Origin of the sequence: Methylobacterium sp. J-059, from assembly GCF_022829485.1 — a bacterium.
GTDB lineage: Bacteria > Pseudomonadota > Alphaproteobacteria > Rhizobiales > Beijerinckiaceae > Methylobacterium.
On record NZ_JAKSYA010000108.1, the window covers coordinates 58,275 to 75,966 of the forward strand.

At 69.7% G+C, this 17,692-nt stretch carries 16 protein-coding genes; 4 read left to right on the plus strand and 12 right to left on the minus strand.

All coding sequences use genetic code 11. The annotated features are described in order from the left end of the window. Positions 1 to 75 precede the first annotated feature (75 nt). From fusA to rpsL, 3 genes are all read right to left on the minus strand, one after another. Positions 76 to 2,169: an elongation factor G gene (fusA, locus tag MKK55_RS13455; protein WP_243935226.1), complete on the minus strand. Its 2,094-nt coding sequence runs from the start codon at positions 2,167 to 2,169 to the stop codon at positions 76 to 78. A 31-nt stretch (positions 2,170 to 2,200) separates the two neighbouring features. Then, positions 2,201 to 2,671 (minus strand): 30S ribosomal protein S7, encoded by a 471-nt coding sequence (gene rpsG / locus MKK55_RS13460; protein WP_147728202.1) that lies wholly within the window; start codon positions 2,669 to 2,671, stop codon positions 2,201 to 2,203. Between the two features lie 140 nt (positions 2,672 to 2,811). Continuing rightward, a complete protein-coding gene (gene rpsL / locus MKK55_RS13465; RefSeq protein ID WP_066927123.1) occupies positions 2,812 to 3,183 on the minus strand; it encodes a 30S ribosomal protein S12 in 372 nt (123 codons plus the stop codon). An 820-nt stretch (positions 3,184 to 4,003) separates the two neighbouring features. On the opposite strand from rpsL, the gene MKK55_RS13470 reads away from it, so the two are divergent. Continuing rightward, a complete protein-coding gene (locus MKK55_RS13470; RefSeq protein WP_147843170.1) occupies positions 4,004 to 4,405 on the plus strand; it encodes a hypothetical protein in 402 nt (133 codons plus the stop codon). Between the two features lie 137 nt (positions 4,406 to 4,542). Here the strand turns inward: MKK55_RS13470 and recA are convergent, their stop codons facing one another. The 8 genes from recA to flgB form a co-directional block, all read right to left on the minus strand. Next, the gene (gene recA / locus MKK55_RS13475; protein ID WP_147728204.1) at positions 4,543 to 5,637 is read right to left on the minus strand and encodes a recombinase RecA; all 1,095 of its coding nucleotides are present in this window, start codon (positions 5,635 to 5,637) and stop codon (positions 4,543 to 4,545) included. Positions 5,638 to 5,773: 136 nt separating this feature from the next. Then, positions 5,774 to 8,470 carry a cell cycle histidine kinase CckA gene (gene cckA / locus MKK55_RS13480; protein WP_243935227.1) on the minus strand — a complete coding sequence of 899 codons (2,697 nt, stop codon included), beginning with the start codon at positions 8,468 to 8,470 and terminating at the stop codon, positions 5,774 to 5,776. 126 nt (positions 8,471 to 8,596) lie between these two features. Beyond that, positions 8,597 to 9,664, minus strand: coding sequence for a flagellar biosynthesis protein FlhB (flhB, locus tag MKK55_RS13485; protein ID WP_147728149.1), 1,068 nt, complete (start codon positions 9,662 to 9,664; stop codon positions 8,597 to 8,599). 53 nt (positions 9,665 to 9,717) lie between these two features. Further along, a complete protein-coding gene (gene fliR / locus MKK55_RS13490; RefSeq protein WP_147728150.1) occupies positions 9,718 to 10,482 on the minus strand; it encodes a flagellar biosynthetic protein FliR in 765 nt (254 codons plus the stop codon). Between the two features lie 33 nt (positions 10,483 to 10,515). Continuing rightward, entirely contained in the window at positions 10,516 to 10,782 is a 267-nt protein-coding gene (gene fliQ, locus MKK55_RS13495) for a flagellar biosynthesis protein FliQ (protein ID WP_147728151.1), read from the minus strand. Between the two features lie 284 nt (positions 10,783 to 11,066). Further along, positions 11,067 to 11,381 (minus strand): flagellar hook-basal body complex protein FliE, encoded by a 315-nt coding sequence (fliE, locus tag MKK55_RS13500; protein ID WP_147728152.1) that lies wholly within the window; start codon positions 11,379 to 11,381, stop codon positions 11,067 to 11,069. A gap of 19 nt (positions 11,382 to 11,400) precedes the next feature. After that, complete coding sequence (gene flgC / locus MKK55_RS13505) at positions 11,401 to 11,808, minus strand: flagellar basal body rod protein FlgC (protein WP_147728153.1); 408 nt, start codon at positions 11,806 to 11,808, stop codon at positions 11,401 to 11,403. 35 nt (positions 11,809 to 11,843) lie between these two features. After that, positions 11,844 to 12,248, minus strand: coding sequence for a flagellar basal body rod protein FlgB (flgB, locus tag MKK55_RS13510; RefSeq protein WP_147728154.1), 405 nt, complete (start codon positions 12,246 to 12,248; stop codon positions 11,844 to 11,846). A gap of 218 nt (positions 12,249 to 12,466) precedes the next feature. Between flgB and MKK55_RS13515 the strand changes: the two genes are divergently transcribed. Then, positions 12,467 to 13,741 (plus strand): flagellar biosynthetic protein FliO, encoded by a 1,275-nt coding sequence (locus MKK55_RS13515; RefSeq protein ID WP_313898968.1) that lies wholly within the window; start codon positions 12,467 to 12,469, stop codon positions 13,739 to 13,741. 36 nt (positions 13,742 to 13,777) lie between these two features. On the opposite strand, the gene MKK55_RS13520 is transcribed toward MKK55_RS13515, so the two are convergent. After that, positions 13,778 to 15,058: an MFS transporter gene (locus MKK55_RS13520; protein ID WP_243935229.1), complete on the minus strand. Its 1,281-nt coding sequence runs from the start codon at positions 15,056 to 15,058 to the stop codon at positions 13,778 to 13,780. A 414-nt stretch (positions 15,059 to 15,472) separates the two neighbouring features. Between MKK55_RS13520 and MKK55_RS13525 the strand changes: the two genes are divergently transcribed. Together MKK55_RS13525 and ntrB are read left to right on the plus strand one after the other, a co-directional pair. Continuing rightward, positions 15,473 to 16,807 (plus strand): CmpA/NrtA family ABC transporter substrate-binding protein, encoded by a 1,335-nt coding sequence (locus MKK55_RS13525; RefSeq protein ID WP_243935231.1) that lies wholly within the window; start codon positions 15,473 to 15,475, stop codon positions 16,805 to 16,807. Beyond that, on the plus strand, positions 16,807 to 17,688 hold the full coding sequence (gene ntrB, locus MKK55_RS13530) for a nitrate ABC transporter permease (RefSeq protein WP_147728868.1): 882 nt from the start codon (positions 16,807 to 16,809) through the stop codon (positions 17,686 to 17,688). The genes MKK55_RS13525 and ntrB overlap by 1 nt, the downstream gene beginning before the upstream one ends. Positions 17,689 to 17,692 lie beyond the last annotated feature (4 nt).

Below are 17,692 nucleotides of genomic sequence, written 5' to 3' on the forward strand. Positions count from 1 at the left end.
CTGCCGGGCGGCATCAGCACCGACCATTATCGTCATGACGAGGGCGCAATCGCCGTGCGCCGCTCGAATTGAGCCTTATGCTCGCAACGCCATCGCTGGCGCCGCCGGAGGGGATGGATCCCAACCAGGCGATGATGCCGGAGCATAGTGACTGAAGCTCATGGCCACCGTAGCGCGACCGCCAGCCAGCGAGTGCAGCCGTCGATCATATCCGATCATGCCAGAGAGCGGCACCATGGCGTTGACGACGTTCGCGTTGCCGCGCATGTCCTGGACCTGGATCTGGCCGCGGCGGGAGTTGAGATCGCCGATCACCGAGCCGGTATACTCCTCCGGCGAGACGACCTCGACCTTCATCACCGGCTCGAGCAGCACGGAGCCACCCTTCTGCAGGGCTTCGCGCAGCGCCGCTCGGGACGCGATCTCGAAGGCCAGCGCCGAGGAGTCGACGTCGTGATAGGCACCGTCGATCAGCTCGACCTTGATGTCGACCACCGGGAAGCCGGCGAGGATGCCGGCGCCGAGGACCGAGTTGAGCCCCTTCTCGACGCCCGGGATGTACTCCTTGGGCACCGCACCGCCGATCACCTTCGAGGCGAACTCGAAGCCCTTGCCCGGCTCGTTCGGCTCGACCACGAACTTCACCCGCGCGAACTGGCCGGTCCCGCCGGTCTGCTTCTTGTGGGTGTAGTCGATCTCGGTCCGGCGGGTCAGCTTCTCGCGGTACGCCACCTGCGGCTGGCCGATGTTGGCGTCGACCTTGTAGGTGCGGCGCAGGATGTCGACCTTGATGTCGAGGTGGAGCTCGCCCATCCCGCGCAGGATGGTCTGGCCCGACTCCTGATCGGTGGAGACGCGGAAGGACGGATCCTCCGCCGCGAGCTTGGCGAGCGCGATGCCAAGCTTCTCCTGATCGGCCTTCGACTTCGGCTCGACCGCGATCTCGATGACGGGCTCCGGGAACTCCATCTTCTCGAGGATCACGACCTTGACCGGGTCCGACAGCGTGTCGCCGGTGCGGGTGTCCTTGAGGCCGGCCAGCGCGACGATGTCGCCGGCGAAGGCTTCCTTGACGTCCTCGCGGTTGTTGGCGTGCATCAGGAGCATGCGGCCGACGCGCTCCTTCTTGTCACGCGAGGAGTTGAGCACGTTGGCGCCCGACTCGATCTTGCCCGAGTACACGCGGCAGAAGGTGATCGTGCCGACGTGGGGATCGTCCATGATCTTGAAGGCGAGCATGGAGAAGGGATCGGTGTCCGTCGGGTGACGGACGATCTCTTCCTCGGTCTTGAAGTCGAGGCCCTTGATCTCGCCGCGGTCGGCGGGAGACGGCAGGTAATCGACGACCGCGTCGAGCAGCGGCTGAACGCCCTTGTTCTTGAACGCCGAGCCGCAGAGCACCGGGTGGAAGGCGCGCAGCTGCACGGCGCGGCGGACGAGCTTGCGAAGGGTCTCCTCGCTCGGCTCGACGCCGTCGAGGTAGGCGGTCATGGCTTCGTCGTCGAGCTCGACGCAGGCCTCGATCATCTTGGTGCGGTACTCGACCGCCTGATCCTTGAGGTCGGTCGGGATCTCTTCCTCGTCGTAGTTGGCGCCGAGCGCCTCACCCGACCAGACGATCGCCTTCATCTTAATCAGGTCGATCACGCCCTTGAAGGTGTTCTCGGCCCCGATCGGCAGCTGCAGGCACACCGGCTTGCCGGCGACGCGGGTGATGATGTCGGCGACGCACTTGAAGAAGTCGGCGCCGATCTTGTCCATCTTGTTGACGAACACGACGCGCGGGACGTCGTACTTGTCGGCCTGGCGCCAGACGGTCTCGGTCTGGGGCTCGACGCCCTGGTTGCCGTCGAGCACGCACACCGCGCCGTCGAGCACGCGGAGCGAGCGCTCCACCTCGATGGTAAAGTCGACGTGGCCGGGCGTGTCGATGATGTTCAGGCGCTTCTCGCGCCAGAAGCACGTCGTCGCGGCGGACGTGATCGTGATGCCGCGCTCCTGCTCCTGCTCCATCCAGTCCATGGTGGCGGCGCCCTCATGGACCTCGCCGATCTTATGGGACTTGCCGGTGTAGTAGAGGATCCGCTCGGTGGTCGTGGTCTTGCCGGCATCAATGTGGGCCATGATGCCGAAGTTGCGGTAGTCCTCGATCGCGTGGGTGCGGGGCATCGGGATCTCTCCGAAAGGGGCGTCGGGCCGCTTACCAGCGGTAGTGCGAGAAGGCGCGGTTGGCTTCCGCCATCCGGTGCGTGTCTTCCCGCTTCTTGACGGCGTTGCCGCGATTGTTCGCGGCATCGAGGAACTCGGCCGAGAGGCGCTCGACCATGGTGCGGTCGTTGCGGCCGCGGGCGGCCTGGATCAGCCACCGGATCGCCAGTGCCTGCCGGCGCTCGGTGCGGACCTCGACGGGGACCTGGTAGGTCGCGCCGCCGACGCGCCGGGAGCGCACCTCGATCATCGGGGCGACGTTCTCGAGGGCCGCGCGGAACACCTCGATCGGGTTGGCGCGGGCGCGGTTCTCGACGATCTCGAAGGCGCCGTACACGATCCGCTCGGCGACGGATTTCTTGCCCTCGTACATGATCGAATTCATGAACTTGGTGAGGACGATATCCCCGTACTTCGGATCGGGGATGATCTCACGCTTCTCGGCGGAATGGCGACGGGACATTGCGGAACTTCCGAGGGATAAGGATCTAAGCACCTCGCGCAGGCCGCCTTGAGCCACTCCTGAAGAGCGCCGGCGACATCCTTACGAGGCAGTGGAATGCCGTGTCGGCCGCCCGGGCAAAACGTCCGGACGGGAAGATCTTACTTCGGGCGCTTGGCGCCGTACTTGGAGCGGCGCTGCTTGCGGTTCTTGACGCCCTGCGTGTCGAGCACGCCGCGGAGGATGTGGTAGCGCACGCCCGGAAGGTCCTTCACGCGGCCGCCGCGGATCATCACCACCGAGTGCTCCTGAAGGTTGTGGCCTTCACCCGGGATGTAGCCGATCACCTCGAAGCCGTTGGTGAGGCGGACCTTGGCGACCTTGCGGAGCGCCGAGTTCGGCTTCTTCGGGGTCGTCGTGTAGACGCGGGTGCAGACGCCGCGCTTCTGCGGGCAGGCGTTGAGCGCCGGCACCTTGTTGCGGCTCCGCTGGATCTTCCGCGGCTGCGCGATCAGCTGGTTGATCGTCGGCATCCTGTGCCCTCTTCCTCCGGATCGCGACGAAGCGCGATCCCGTGCGACGTAACGTGGCTCCCTGCGGAGCCGCCCACGAACCTCCCGAAGGAGATCCGCAAAACGAATATGCGCCAGGGGTCGGTGAGGACCCTTGGCGCGCTGTCGGCAGAGGAGCACCCCTGTTGAGGCAGGCGCGCTCGTACCTACTGATCTGACGAGAACGTCAGGCGATGTGAGCCTTCGACGGTGGATTGGCGCGTCGTCGACGAACGGATGAGCGTGATGCTCAGCCTCGTCAGCAGCCCCCGGGCCGTTCGAAGTGGCGCGCTTCTAGCCTCCATCGCCCGAGGGGTCAATGGTTTCCGGCCGATTATCTCGCATCCGACGAGAGGTTAAGGTTTTGTGCGGGACGGTTGCCCGAAGCGATCCGCCTCCGGGTCTCCGTGCCGGTTGACGCGCCCGGCGAGCGTGCGAATGTCGTGGTCTGCGTACCGCGAGGCCGCGGCTCGTGCCGTCGGGCCTGTGCAGACCGGTCGGGGCGTTACCTTGGCGGCGGCTATTCCAGCCGGCGCTCGGGCGGGTGGCGATCACCTCCGCGCCCATCCGGACGCGTTCCCTGATCACTTCGGCCTCCCATCGCCCGCGCGAGGCCGGCACTTGCTCGTCGGGTGGGCGGCCTCGTCAGCGCGGCGCACCGTGCCGGATCGGGGCAGGTCGGGCACGGCCCGCTTCGACAGCGCTCACGGAAGATTAAAGCGATTCGTCGAATTGTCCGCTTCGTCGGGACGGCGCGATGCGCACCCGACCATGCGATGTGGCGACGGTCAGGGTGATGCGTATGGGTAGCGTTTCGAGTGCGGCCGAGAACGTCGTCCCCTTCCGGCGGATCGCCGCCGCGGGCCGGCCTCTGCCGTACGAGGGCGGCGTCCGCGAGGGGCAGGCCCGGCGCCGGTCCGAGCAGCGCGCGCTGATGGATGCGGTCTATGCCACGGGGACGCTCACGGTGGCGGCGGGCGACCGCGAGACCAAGCTGATCGCGTCCCGGCTGCAGGTCTACGGCTTCCTCACCGTCGAGGAGGTCGAGCCGGAAGGCTCGCTGCGCCGCCTGCGTCCCTCGGAGGCGATCCGCGCCCGGGCCGAGCGGCCGTGGCGCCTGTCGAAGCCGGCCTATGCCGGGCTCTCCGTGAGCATCCCGACGATCGACGACTTCCTGTTCGAGCCGGCCGGCTTTTCGGCGTGAGCCTTCGCGACGTCTGAGCCGAGGCGTCGGTCCGTCCGGCATTCCCCATTCGGGGCTTCATAACGAAGAAGCGCGCCGCCCTCCCGGGCCGGCGCGCTTCTTCGTTTCGGTGTGCCGCTTCGGAGGGGCGGTGCGGACTACGCCTCGCCCTCGTCGAGCTCGTCCTCGGTCGGCTTGGCGTTCTCCAAGATCTTCTCGGCGACGAGCCCCGAATTCTGCCGGATCGACGTCTCGATCTTGCCCGCGATCTCGGGGTTGTCGCGCAGGAAGCCCTTGGAGTTCTCGCGGCCCTGGCCGAGCCGCTGGCTGTTGTAGGAGAACCAGGCGCCGGACTTCTCGACGATGCCGGCCTTGACGCCGAGATCGATCAGCTCGCCGACCTTCGACACGCCCTCGCCGAACATGATGTCGAACTCGACCTGCTTGAACGGCGGCGCGACCTTGTTCTTCACGACCTTGACGCGGACCTGGTTGCCGATCGCCTCGTCGCGGTCCTTGAGGGTCGAGATGCGGCGGATGTCGAGACGGACCGAGGCGTAGAACTTCAGCGCGTTGCCGCCCGTGGTCGTCTCCGGGCTGCCGTACATCACGCCGATCTTCATCCGGATCTGGTTGATGAAGATCACCATGCACTTCGAGCGCGAGATCGAGCCGGTGAGCTTGCGCAGCGCCTGGCTCATCAGGCGGGCCTGGAGGCCGGGCTGGCTGTCGCCCATCTCGCCCTCGATCTCGGCGCGCGGCGTCAGCGCCGCCACCGAATCGACCACCAGCACGTCGATCGCGCCGGAGCGCACCAGCGTATCGGTGATCTCGAGCGCCTGCTCGCCGGTGTCGGGCTGCGAGATCAGCAGGTCGTCGAGCTGGACGCCGAGCTTGCGCGCGTAGACCGGGTCGAGGGCGTGCTCGGCGTCGACGAAGGCGCAGACGCCGCCCTTCTTCTGGGCCTCGGCGATGGTGTGGAGCGCGAGCGTGGTCTTGCCCGACGATTCCGGCCCGTAGATCTCGATGACGCGGCCGCGCGGCAGGCCGCCGACGCCGAGCGCGATGTCGAGGCCGAGCGACCCGGTGGAGACGGTCTCGACCTCCGCCACCTTGTCGTTCTTGCCGAGCCGCATGATCGAGCCCTTGCCGAAGGCCCGCTCGATCTGGGACAGCGCGGCGTCGATCGCCTTCGCCTTGTCCTTGTCCACCATGCCGGGGGTTTCCACCACTTTCAGTGCGGCCTGAGCCATCGTGCGGCATCCTTATGCAGGGGTTGGGCGCGCATCTCAATGCGCTGGAACCTGCATTTGATGTACCCGTTTTGTTCTCATCGAGCAAGGGCGGAATCGGCTCGCCGAGGAGACTTTTCCGCGCCTGCCCGCCGCCTCACGGCTCGGCCATCGTCGCCTTCACCGTCTCGACGAGCTGCTTCAGGCTGAAGGGCTTGGGCAGGAAGTTGAAGGTCTCGCCTTCCGGCAGGTTCTTGCGGAAGGCGTCCTCGGCATAGCCGGAGACGAAGATCACCTTGAGCTCCGGCAGGTGCTTGCGGATCTCGCGCAGCAGGGTCGGGCCGTCCATCTCCGGCATCACCACGTCCGAGACGACGAGGTCGATCTGGTGGCCGCCCTCGCGCACGATGTGCAGCGCGTCGATGCCGGAGGCGGCCTCGAGCACGGTGTAGCCGCGGGCCGACAGCGCGCGGCTGTTGACGGCGCGGACCGGATCCTCGTCCTCCACGAGCAGGATCACCCCTTGCCCGGTATGATCGGCCGAGGGTTTTCGCGGGGGCGTTTTCGGAGCCGGCGGCGCGGGCGGATCGCCGACGAGGACGAAGCTTTCGCCCGGCGCCTGCGCTGCGGTGGCGGGAGCGGACGCGTCGGCCGTCGGGCTCGGCAGCGCCGGCGTCGGCGCCGGCTCGGGCAGCGCTGCCGGCTCGTGGCGCGGCAGGTAGATCCGGAAGCTCGTGCCCTCACCCACGGTCGACTGCACGTCGATGGTGCCGCCCGACTGCTTGACGATGCCGAACACCGTCGAGAGGCCGAGGCCGGTCCCCTTGCCGATCTCCTTGGTGGTGAAGAACGGCTCGAAGATCTTCTCCATCAGGTCGGCCGGGATGCCCTCGCCGGTGTCGAGCACCTCGATCAGCACGTGGTCGCCGGCCGGCGCGCCGCCGCGCCCGTCGGGCTTCGCCGCGGCGCCCGGGTCGAGCACGTTGGCGGTGCGGATCAGCAGGCGGCCGCCGCCGGGCATCGCGTCGCGGGCGTTGACCGCGAGGTTCACGATCACCTGCTCGAACTGGTTCACGTCGGCCTTCACCGGCCAGATGTCGCGCCCGTGCTTGAGGTCGAGCCCGACCCGCTCGCCGAGCAGGCGCTTCAGCAGCAGCGTCAGCTCCGAAAGCGCCTCCCCGACGTTCATCACCTCGGGGCGCAGCGTCTGGCGGCGGGAGAACGCCAGGAGCTGGCGCACGAGGCCCGCCGCCCGGTTGGCGTTCTGCTTGATCTGCATGATGTCCTGGAAGGCCGGATCGGTCGGCTTGTGGCTCGCGAGCAGCAGGTCCGAGTAGCCGATGATCGCCTGGAGGACGTTGTTGAAGTCGTGCGCGATGCCGCCGGCGAGCTGGCCGACGGTGTCCATCTTCTGGGTTTGGGCGATCTGCTGCTCGAGCTGGCGCTGGGCCGTGGTGTCGAGGGCGTAGAGGATCAGCGGCTCGCGATCGGCCTCCTCCGGCTCCTGGCCCGGAGCGCCCTCCCCGCCGGCGGGGCTGAGCCAGACCCGCGCCGAGCGGTTGGCATTGCCCATCAGCATCACCTCGATCGGCTCGATCTCGGAGAGCCCGCTCGCCGCCTTGGCGAGCGCTGCATCGAGGGCCGGGCGGTCGCGCTCGACCACCGATTCGGCGACGTTCGGCTCCTCGGCGCCGGCGGCCGAATCGGCCACCGCGTGCCGCGGCAGGGTACCGAACAGGCGCGCGAACGAGGCGTTCGCCCGCGCGATCCGGCCGGAGCGGTCCAGCGTCGCGATCGCGATCGGCGAGTTGTTGAGGAAGCGCGCGAGCCGCACCTCGGCGGCGCGCTGCGGCTCGTCGCTCTCGGCCCCGGCCGAGCGGTTGATGACGAAGGTCCGCGACGCGCCGGGCTTGCCGTCCTTGCCGAAGGCGACGCGGTGATACAGCCGCGCCGGCATCGGGTGGCCGTTGCGGCGGCGCAGGTCGAGGTCGAACCGGTCGGTGCGGACCTCGCCGGGGAGCCCGGCATTCTGGATCAGCGCGTCGGCGGCGGGCGCGATCTCGGAGAGGTGCGGGCCGCCGGGGCCGACGACCGCGAGGTCGTAGCCGAGCCAGGCGGCGAGCGTCGCGTTCATGTAGACGATCGCCCCGGTCGGATCGATCGAGAGGAAGCCGGCGGGCGCGTGGTCGAGGTAGTCGATCGCGTGCTGGAGCTCCTGGAAGACGTTCTCCTGGCGCTCGCGCTCGGCGGTGATGTCGCTGACCATCCACAGCGAGGCGGCCCGTCCCGGCCGCGGCAGCGGGCGGACCTGGATGCGGTACCAGGCGAAGTCGCGCCCCCTGGCGCTCGCCGCCGGCGGCGGCGACATCCGCACCTCCTCGGCGTGGCTGCGCCCGTCGCGGGCGCCCTGGGACAGGCGGTAGATCGCCTCCGACACCTCCGGCGAGCCGACGAAGATCCGCTCGACCGGGCGCAGCGTCGAGAAGCTGTCGCCGCCCGCGACGTGGAGATAGGCCTCGTTGGCGTAGATCAGCCGGCCGCCCTCCTCGACCACGACGGTCGCCTCGGGGGCGGCGTCGACGATCGCCTTGGTGATGTCGTCGCGCCCGCCCTGCCCGCTGAGCTGGATCGCGCCGATCGCCATCGCGAACAGGAAGAACACGCCGGCCATGGCCAGCAGCGCCAGCAGCCAGATGATCAGCGACTGCGCCTGCTCGTTGGCCACGAACGACAGGCCGATCGCCGCCCCGACCAGCAGCCCGGCGAGGACGAGCAGCAATCCGACCCGCCCGGGCCGTTCCGACCGGTCGATCGAGCCCGAAACCGCGGGCGTGGGTCCACTCAGATCCGCCATCGGGCCTTGAATCCAGAAACGAAGGACCGGTTATGCCTTCACGCCGCCGATCGGCAAGGGCTGTCTTCCGGTCGGTCGCGGCGAAGCCTGACGGAGGAAGGTGGACAAACCGTGCGTACGGACCCGTCAGGCGGCCCGGCGGCGCAGGCGCATCACGAAGCCGATCACCTCGGCGACCGCCTTGTAGTGCTCGGCCGGGATCGCCTCGTCGATGTCCACGGTGGCGTGCAGCGCGCGGGCGAGCGGCGGGTTCTCCAGCACCGGCACGTCGTGCGCCTTGGCCAGCTCGCGGATGCGGAAGGCCAGGGAGTCGACGCCCTTGGCGACGCAGACCGGCGCGCCCATGCCGGCCTCGTAGCGCAGGGCCACCGCGTAGTGGGTCGGGTTGGTGATGATCACCGTGGCGGTCGGCACGGCGGCCATCATCCGCTTCTTCACCCGCTGCATCCGGATCTGCTTCATCCGGCCCTTCACCTCGGGGTTGCCGTCCGATTCCTTCATCTCCTGCTTCATCTCCTCCTTGGACATGCGCAGGCGCTGGCGCCAGCGGTAGCGCTGGTACAGGGCGTCGGCCATCGTGATCACGAGATGGATGGCGAGCACGCCGCCGAGCAGCTTGACGCTGATGCCGAGGATCGCGCTGAGGCAGGCCGCCGGATCGAGGCGGGCGAACACCTCGAGCCGGTCGCGGTCGCGCCACAGCACGGTGCCGACCACCACCCCGACGACCGCCATCTTGGCCAGCCCCTTGCCGAACTGGAACAGCGCCTCGAGCCCGAGGATGCGCTTGGCGCCGGCCATCGGCGAGATCCGCTCGAACTTCGGCCCGAGCGTCTCGGTGGTGAAGACCAGGGGGTGCTGCAGCAGGCCGGCGGCCAGCCCCGCCACCGCGACGAGCCCGACCGGGACCGCGAGCGCCTGGAACCAGATCGTCAGGGTGCGGCCGGCGATCCCCGCCATGGCGTGCGGGTCGTCGGGGACCGCGTGGGCGTTCATCAGGAAGCCGCGCATCTCGGCGAGCAGGCCGCGGGCGATGCCCGGCCCGGCGATCATCAGCGCCAGGGTGAAGGCGGCCAGGATCGCGAAGGTGTTGATCTCGGCGCTGGTCGCGACGTTGCCCTGCTCGATCGCCTGATCAAGCCGCCGCTGGGTCGGCTCCTCGGTCTTGTCTTCCTGCTCGGTCCCCTCGGCCATGGGTCAACGGCTCCCGACCGGGCCGGGGCCGCGGCGGCTGTGCGTCGTCGTGGTCACCGCCCGGCGAACTCGAGCAGGTAGCGGCCGAGGTCGTCCAGGAACACGGTCATCATCACGCCGAGCGAGCCGAACAGGATCAGCATGCCGATCAGCACCGAGGCCGGCACCGCCACGAAGAACACCTGCAGCTGCGGCATCAGCCGCGACAGCACCCCGAGGCCGAGGTTGAACAGGATGCCGAAGGCGATGAACGGCGAGGCGATCTGGACGCCGAGGGTGAACCCGCGGCCGACCGCCTTCAGCGCCAGCGTCGCCGCATCGCCGAAGGCCGGCACCGCCTGCGGCGGCAGCACCGCGTAGCTCCGCGAGATCGCGTCGAGCGCCACGTGGTGCAGGTCGGCCGCGAGGATCAGCGTGATGCCGAGCAGCGACAGGAAGTTGCCGAGCGCCGGCTGCTGGCCGCCCTGCGCCGGGTCGACGGTCATGGCGTAGGACAGGCCGAGCTGCTGCGAGACGATCAGGCCCGCGGTCTGGAGCGCGGCGAGGATCATCCGCACGGTCAGCCCGATCACCAGCCCGACCAGCGTCTCCGAGAACAGCAGGCCGATCAGCCGGGGCGCGCCGATCGCGTCGGGGCCCACCGCCAGCAGCGGCCTCACCATCGGGAACAGCAGCAGCGAGACCAGCAGGGCGAAGGACAGCCGGATGCGCGGCGAGACCGACTGCTCGCCGATGCCCGGCATCAGCATGATCAGCGTGCCGACGCGGGCGAAGGTCAGCAGGTAGGCCGCCGCGATCCCGGGCAGGAGCAGGTTCATGGCGCGTCATAGCAGCCGGCCGCCCGCCCCGTCTCACTGGCCGGCGGCGATGCGCGCGGCGATGCGGGTCATGTAGCCGGCGAGCGCGTCGCCCATGAACGGCAGCATCAGCAGGAGGGCGGCGAAGACCGAGACGATCTTGGGCACGTAGATCAGGGTCTGCTCCTGGATCTGCGTCAGCGCCTGGACCAGCGAGACCACGAGCCCGACGGCGAGCGCCACGAGCATCAGCGGCCCGGCGACCTTGAGGAAGACGAAGATGCCGTCGCGCGCGACGTCGAGGATGGCGAGGCCGGTCATGTGTCCGAGGTCCGATTGCTGACGAAATTCCAAGTCCCCGCGACGGGCGACCGGGTTCAGGCATCTCCGAAGCACCTCGAGACTCGGCCGCCGCCTTTCCCGGGCGCCTTCGGCGAACCCGGGATCCAGAGCCGCCGGCGGTGCCCGAGCTTGCCGCCGCGGCGGCTTCCGGATCCCGGGCCCTGCTTCGCAGCCCCGGGATGACGGGGGCGTTGTCGTCGGGCGCCTTTCGGCACCGTCGGATGCGTGAATCCGGTGGCCTGCCGGGGGCGGGAGAAGACGCGCTAGATCTGCATCCGCATGATCTCCTCGTAGGCCGAGATCATCCGGTCGCGCACCGCCACCATGGTCTGCAGGGCGGTCTCGCTCTCGGCCACCGCCGTGACCACGTCGACGACGTTGGCCTTGCCGGCGGCCACCGCCAGGCCCTGCGCGTCGGCCTTGCGGCCGGCATCGCCGACGCCGTCGAGCGCCTGGCCGAGCAGCTGGGTGAAGTCGTTGCCCGCCCCTTGCGTCGGCTGGATCTTCGGCGGCCCCTTGAAGCTGCCGACGTTCTGGACGGCGGCGTAGGCGCCGGCCGCGAAGTTGCTGCTGGCCATGATCGTGTCCCGCCTTCGCCTACTTCAGGATTTCGAGGGTGCGGGAGATCATCCTGCGCGTGGTGGTGACCATGTTGAGGTTCGCCTCGTAGGAGCGCTGGGCCTCGCGCATGTCCATGTTCTCGATCAGGCCGTTGACGTTGGGCATCCGCACCTCGCCCTTCGCGTCGGCGGCCGGGTTGCCGGGATCGTACTTGGTCCGGAACGCGGTCATGTCGCGGCGGACGCGTCCCGCCTCCACGAGGTTGGCGCCGGTCTCGCGGTCGACATGGCTCTTGAAGGTCGGGATCTTGCGCCGGTACGGCTCGCCGGTCGGCGTCTGCGGCGCCGAATCCGCGTTGGCGATGTTCTCGGCGATGATCCGCATCCGGCCGGACTGGGCCTTCAGGCCGGCGGCGGCGATCGAGAGCGACTTCGTGAAATCCATGGCTCAAGCCTCCCCGATCATGTCTCGGCTCGCGATCACTTCTTGCCGATGGCGATCTTCAGGACATCGAGGCTCTTCTGGTACATCGACGCGGCGAGCTGGTAGTCCGACTGGTTGTCGCCGGACTTCATCATCTCGTCCTCGAGGTTGACGCCGTTGCCGCTCGGGCGGATCTCGAACTCGGTGACGCGGCGCGGATCGGCGCCGACGCCGGTGTCGCCCGAGGCGGCGATGTGCCCGACGCTGGTCAGCGTCATCGCGCTCCCGGTCGAGGCGGCGAGGCCGGTCGACCGGTCGAAGCTCGGCTGCGCCAGGTCGCGCGGGCGGAAGCCGGGCATGTCGGCGTTGGCGACGTTCTCGGCCAGGAGCTTCTGGCGCGCCTGATGCCACTGCATCTTGGTCCGGAGCATTCCCAGGAGCGGCATGTCGGTGACGGCCACGAAAGGGCTCCGGATTCGCGCGGCCCGGTCTCCGGCCGCCCGGCAAAATCTGCCGCCCGCTTGGTTAACGCCGGGTTAAGGTTTCCGCGGCCGCGGGCCGCAGCGAAGCTGTTAACGAAGACTTAACGATGATTGCCCGGCGGCGGGCCGGCCGTGATACTGACGGGGCGGTTTTGCGTAGGGCCCTCCCGGGCCCGTGAAGAACGAGAGTATCGTCCGTGCAATGGTTGCAGTCCGTGTTCGGGTCTGACGGCTCTCCGGTCGTGCAGTACGTCACCATCTTCGCCGTGATCTTCGCGGTGCTGACGGTGATCGTGCTGGTTGTGCGCCGGCTCGGCGGCGGCGGTCTCGCCGACGCGAAGCGCGGCGGTCAGCGCGGGCGCCAGCCGCGCCTCGGGATCGTCGACGTGTACGAGCTCGACCGGCAGCGCCAGCTGATCCTGCTGCGGCGCGACAACGTCGAGCATCTGCTGCTCGTCGGCGGCCCGAACGACGTGGTGATCGAGCGCCACATCCAGCGCGGGCAGCAGCGCGATCCGGCCCTGCGCCCCGAGGCGATGGCCGAGCCGCTCGCCGAGGCCGGGCTCGACCCCTTCCCGGGCCTCGAGACGCAGGCCCAGGCGGCGTTCCGGCCCGACTTCGCCATGCCGATCGTGCTCGCGCCGACCGTGTCCGGCCCGGGCGGCGCGCTCGCTTCCGTCCCGCCCCTCGACGCGGCGATCCTCGACGAGGCCGAACCCCGCCCGGATCGCGCTCCCGAGCCGCTCACGCCCGACGCGCGTCCGTCCGAGGCGATCGTCACCGGGCCGCGGCCGGACGCGCCGGCGCGGCGCCCGATGCGCCGGACCGCGCCGCCGCTGATCAACCCGCGCCCCGACGTCGCCTCCGAGCGCCCGCGCTCCGAGCCGCCGCCCGAGGAGCCCGCCTTCGCGCCGGCCGCGATCCCGCCGATCCCTCCGTTGCCGCCGGCCGAGCGTCGCCCGGTCGATCCCGCCATCCTCTCGGACATGGCCCGCCAGCTCGAGGCCGCGCTCGCCCGGCCGGCCTCGGCCGTGACCCCGTCGCCGTCGCCGGCCTGGACGGCGCCCGCGCCCGCTCCGAGCCCGGCACCCGCTCCGGCGGCGCCAGCCGCGATCGATCCGATGGCCGCGGCCATGGCGGCGCCGGTCGATGCCCCGGCCGGCGAGCCCGCGCCCGCACCGTCCGCGGAGAAGCCCGCACCCGCACCCGCACCCGCACCGGTCCCCGAGCCCGAACCGTTCCTGCCCGCTCCGCCGCCGGCCGAGCCGGTTCCTCCGCCGGCGCCGGCCGCACCGGTCGAGCCGCGGGTGTCCCCCAGGGCCGAGCCCGCGCCGCCTCCCCCGCCGAAGGTCGAGACCCCGCCGGCACCCGCTTCGGCGCCTCCGAAGCCCGCCGCCAACCCGTTCTCGGTGGAGGAGATCGAGGCCGAGTTCGCGCGCCTCCTCGGGCGGCCCCTCGACAAGCGGAATTGACCGGGCGCAGGAGCCCGGCCGGCCGACGGTCGCCGTTCACACGCCCTTGCGCAGCGTCTCCGGCATCGCGAGCACCGCGAGGAAGCTGATCACCGCCGTGACCGCCAGGTAGGCGCCGACCCAGGCGATCCCGCCCCAGTCGACCAGGCGCTGGGCGATGTAGGGGGCGCCGGAGGCCCCGACGATGCCGGCGAGGTTGTAGGTCACCGAGGCGCCGGTGTAGCGCACCCGGGTCGGGAACAGCTCCGGCAGCAGGGCGCCCATCGGCCCGAAGATCCAGCCCATCGTGAACAGGCTGAGGCAGAGGAAGGCGAGGACGACCGCGCCCGACCCGGAGCCGAGCATCGGCCCGAGCAGCCCGCCGAGGCCGAACGCCACCACCATGCCGGCCATCAGCACCGGCCGGCGCCCGAAGCGGTCGGCGTTGGCGCCGGAGAGCGCGATGCCGAGCGCCATGAAGCAGACGGCGATGCACTCGAACAGCAGGAAGGCCGGCCGCGCGTAGCCGAGCGCCGCAGTGCCGTAGCCGAGGGCGAAGACGGTGGAGATGTAGAACACGGCGTAGACCGCCACCATCGCCAGGGTGCCGACGACGAGCGCGTGGCCGTGCCCGGTCACCATCGCGGCGAAGGGCACGCGCTCGGGCTTGGCCTGCGCGAGCGCCGCCTTGAAGGCCGGCGTCTCGCTGAGCTTGAGCCGCACGTAGAGGCCGACGCCGACCAGCGCGGCCGAGGCCAGGAACGGCAGCCGCCAGCCCCAGTCCTGGAAGCTGTCCGCGCTCAGGCCGAAGCTGAGCGCCAGGAAGCTGACGTTGGCCAGGATGAAGCCGACCGGCGCGCCGAGCTGCGGGAAGATGCCGTACCAGGCGCGCCGGCCCGCCGGCGCGTTCTCGACCGCGAGCAAGGCCGCGCCGCCCCACTCGCCGCCGAAGCCGATGCCCTGGCCGCAGCGCAGCAGGCACAGCATCGCCGGCGCCCACCAGCCGGCGGTGGCGTAGGTCGGCAGGCAGCCGATCAGCACCGTCGAGACGCCCATGATCAGCAGCGAGGCGACCAGCGTCGCCTTGCGCCCGACCCGGTCGCCGAAATGCCCGAACAGGGCCGCGCCCACCGGCCGCGCCAGGAAGGCGATCGCGAAGGTCGCGAAGGCGCTGAGCTGCTGCACGCCGGGCTCGCCGGGCGGGAAGAAGACCGGGCCGATCACCAGCGCGGTCGCGGTGGCGTAGATGTAGAAATCGAAGAACTCGATCGCCGTGCCGACGAAGCTCGCGGCGAGGACCCGGCGGGCCGACAGGGGGGACGGCGTGGTCTGGAGCATGATCGTTCGCGGCCGCGCGGTGTTGACGTGCGCCCCGGTTAGTCGAGCGCGCCGCGTTTGCACAGCATCCCGCCCGCCGAAACCGCGGCGTTTCGCGAAATGGCGCACGATTACGACACGATCCGTAATCCCGGCGCCGGCGCGCGTTTTTTGTGCGCTGCGAAGGGATGTCCCGGGGCGAAAAGCTCAATGCGACGGCAGGTTTGCGCCGAGCCTCGGCCAGTCTTCACTTGCGCTAGCCTGGCACGAAACCTGCTGAGCTGCACCGTCCGTCAATGGAGACGGCACCGCCTCCGCCAGCAACGCCGCTGATGCGATCCGCTCCGCCCCGAAGATCCTTCCGGGCAGCGGGGCGCGTTCGTGCGCGGATCGGCGGGCGCCGGCGTAGTTTTCAAGGTCAGGATCCTGCCGCAGATGCGTAACGACGAGCCGAAATCCACCCTCGACCGGTCCCCCCTCGCCGAAGCGTCCGGCACCGGCACCCGCCGCGGCCTGCTCAAGGGTGCGGCCGGCGCCCTGTCGCTCGCCGCCGCCGTGCGCCTCGCCCTGCCGGGGGGCGCCTTCGCGCAGGGCGCGGGCCCCGAGGTCAAGGGGGCCAAGCTCGGCTTCATCGCGCTGACCGACGCCGCCCCGCTCTTCGTCGCCAAGGAGAAGGGCATCTTCGCCAAGTACGGCCTGCCCGACGTCGAGGTGATGAAGCAGGCGTCGTGGGGCACCACCCGCGACAATCTCGTGCTCGGCTCCGAGGGCAACGGCATCGACGGCGCCCACATCCTGACGCCGATGCCCTACCTGATCACGGCCGGCCGGGTGACGCAGAACAACCAGCCGACGCCGATGTACATCATGGCCCGGCTCAACCTGAACGGGCAGTGCATCTCCGTCGGCAAGGAGTACATGCCCGACAAGGTCGCCCTCGACGCCAAGCCCTTCAAGGCGGCCCTGGAGCGGAAGAAGGCCTCGGGCAAGCCGGTCAAGGCGGCGATGACCTTCCCGGGCGGCACCCACGACCTCTGGATCCGCTACTGGCTCGCCGCCGGCGGCATCGACCCCGACAAGGACATCGAGACCATCGTCGTGCCGCCGCCCCAGATGGTGGCGAACATGAAGGTCGGCACGATGGACTGCTTCTGCGTCTGCGAGCCGTGGAACGCGCAGCTCATCACGCAAGGGATCGGCTACACCGCGCTCACCACCGGCGAGTTGTGGAAGGACCATCCGGAGAAGGCCTTCGCCATGCGCGCGGCCTGGGTCGACAAGCACCCGATCGCCGCCAAGGCGCTCCTGATGGCGGTGCTGGAAGCCCAGCAATGGTGCGACAAGCCCGAGAACTGGGACGAGCTCGCCGGCATCGTCGCCAAGCGCCAGTGGATCAACATCGCGGTCACCGACGTGATCGACCGGATGAAGGGCAAGTTCGATTACGGCGACGGCCGCGTCGTCGAGAACAGCCCCCACACCATGAAGTTCTGGGCCGACAACGCCTCGTACCCGTACCAGTCGCACGATTCCTGGTTCCTCACCGAGGACATCCGCTGGGGCAAGTTCGACGCGCAGACCGACACCAAGGCGCTGATCGCCAAGGTGAACCGCGAGGACCTCTGGCGCGACGCGGCCAAGACGCTCGGCGTCTCCGCGATCCCGACCAGCACGTCCCGCGGCAAGGAGACGATGTTCGACGGGAAGGTCTTCGATCCCGAGAACCCCGCCGCCTACCTCGCCAGCCTCGGCATCAAGAAGGTCTCGTGATGGCCGCCACCTCGACGATCGCCGACAAGACCGCCCTCGGCACCGCCGCCCGCGATGCCGCCGCCGTGAAGAGCCGCACGCCCTTCCTCACCGCCAAGCGGGCGAAGGGCCTGGCCGCCAACCTGATCCCGCCGCTCGTGGTGCTCGCGGCCTTCCTGTTGTTCTGGGAGGTCGCGTGCTCGCGGCCCACCGCCGGCCTGCCGCCGCCCTCGCGGGTGGTGACGGAGGCCTGGGACATCATCGCCCACCCGTTCTACGACAACGGCGGCACCGACAAGGGCCTGTTCTGGCACATCTCGGCCAGCCTCCAGCGCGTCGCCTTCGGCTTCGCGCTGGCGGCGATCGTCGGAATCCTGACCGGCACGCTGGTCGGCCAGTCCGACTGGGCGATGCGCGGCCTCGACCCGATCTTCCAGGTGCTGCGCACGATCCCGCCGCTGGCCTGGCTGCCGCTGTCGCTCGCCGCCTTCCGCGACGGGCAGCCCAGCGCGATCTTCGTGATCTTCATCACCTCGATCTGGCCGATCATCATCAACACCGCGGTCGGCATCCGCAACATCCCGCAGGATTACCGCAACGTCGCCGCGGTGATCCGCCTGAACCCGATCGAGTTCTTCATGAAGGTCATGCTGCCGGCGGCGGCCCCGTACATCTTCACCGGGCTTCGCATCGGCGTCGGGCTGTCCTGGCTCGCCATCGTCGCCGCCGAGATGCTGATCGGCGGCGTCGGCATCGGCTTCTTCATCTGGGACGCCTGGAACTCCTCGCACATCAGCGAGATCATCGTGGCGCTGGTCTATGTCGGCGTCATCGGCTTCGTCCTCGACCGGCTGGTGGCGGCGGTCGGCCAGGTCGTCACCCGCGGCACCAGCGCAGCTTGAGGAC

Coding starts and splice junctions, on each gene's coding strand:
- fliQ (WP_147728151.1), bottom strand. CDS start 10,782: ATGACCGGCCTCGCCATCCTCGACGTCGCGCGCGACGGCATCTTCGTC.
- rpsG (WP_147728202.1), bottom strand. CDS start 2,671: ATGTCCCGTCGCCATTCCGCCGAGAAGCGTGAGATCATCCCCGATCCG.
- MKK55_RS13470 (WP_147843170.1), top strand. CDS start 4,004: ATGGGTAGCGTTTCGAGTGCGGCCGAGAACGTCGTCCCCTTCCGGCGG.
- rpsL (WP_066927123.1), bottom strand. CDS start 3,183: ATGCCGACGATCAACCAGCTGATCGCGCAGCCGCGGAAGATCCAGCGG.
- cckA (WP_243935227.1), bottom strand. CDS start 8,470: ATGGCGGATCTGAGTGGACCCACGCCCGCGGTTTCGGGCTCGATCGAC.
- flhB (WP_147728149.1), bottom strand. CDS start 9,664: ATGGCCGAGGGGACCGAGCAGGAAGACAAGACCGAGGAGCCGACCCAG.
- fliE (WP_147728152.1), bottom strand. CDS start 11,381: ATGGCCAGCAGCAACTTCGCGGCCGGCGCCTACGCCGCCGTCCAGAAC.
- MKK55_RS13525 (WP_243935231.1), top strand. CDS start 15,473: ATGCGTAACGACGAGCCGAAATCCACCCTCGACCGGTCCCCCCTCGCC.
- fliR (WP_147728150.1), bottom strand. CDS start 10,482: ATGAACCTGCTCCTGCCCGGGATCGCGGCGGCCTACCTGCTGACCTTC.
- flgC (WP_147728153.1), bottom strand. CDS start 11,808: ATGGATTTCACGAAGTCGCTCTCGATCGCCGCCGCCGGCCTGAAGGCC.
- fusA (WP_243935226.1), bottom strand. CDS start 2,169: ATGCCCCGCACCCACGCGATCGAGGACTACCGCAACTTCGGCATCATG.
- recA (WP_147728204.1), bottom strand. CDS start 5,637: ATGGCTCAGGCCGCACTGAAAGTGGTGGAAACCCCCGGCATGGTGGAC.
- ntrB (WP_147728868.1), top strand. CDS start 16,807: ATGGCCGCCACCTCGACGATCGCCGACAAGACCGCCCTCGGCACCGCC.
- MKK55_RS13520 (WP_243935229.1), bottom strand. CDS start 15,058: ATGCTCCAGACCACGCCGTCCCCCCTGTCGGCCCGCCGGGTCCTCGCC.